This is a genomic window from Rhizobium ecuadorense, from assembly GCF_001187535.1.
In the GTDB taxonomy this organism is placed as follows: Bacteria; Pseudomonadota; Alphaproteobacteria; order Rhizobiales; family Rhizobiaceae; genus Rhizobium; species Rhizobium ecuadorense.
The window spans coordinates 1-378 of sequence record NZ_LFIO01001878.1 but is presented as its reverse complement, the minus strand read 5'-3'; the positions used below and the strand labels follow the sequence as shown (position 1 = coordinate 378).

Here is a 378-nt window from a genome sequence, read left to right as displayed (position 1 = left end):
CTGGAAGGCCTCGCGAACCTTCGGCTTCTGCAGATCCGGGTCCTTCTGGTTGAGCGCGATATAATAGAAACCGAGGCCCGGAACGCTTTCGATCACCATGTCCTTTTTGGTGGACAGGGCGTCGAGGTCGCCGCTTGCGAGGTATTGGCCGACATCGACGTCTCCGGCTTCGAGCTGCAGTCTGAGGTTGCCGGATTCTGGAATGTGCCGAGCGACGACGCGAGCCATGGCCGGCGCCCCGCCCCAATAGTCTTTCCGTGCGTTGAAGATCGCAACGTCGTTCGGCCGCCATTGCGTCAGCGCGAACGGGCCGCTGCCGGCCGAGTTGGCAGAAAGCCATGCACCGCCGAAGTCGCCATTTGCCTCATGCGACAGTGC

Annotated in this window: 1 protein-coding gene; it reads right to left on the bottom strand. The window is 62.2% G+C overall.

All coding sequences use genetic code 11. The annotated features are described in order from the left end of the window. Positions 1-378 (bottom strand): ABC transporter substrate-binding protein (locus tag AF337_RS39235; RefSeq protein WP_244471389.1); only part of this gene is annotated, 378 nt, incomplete at both ends.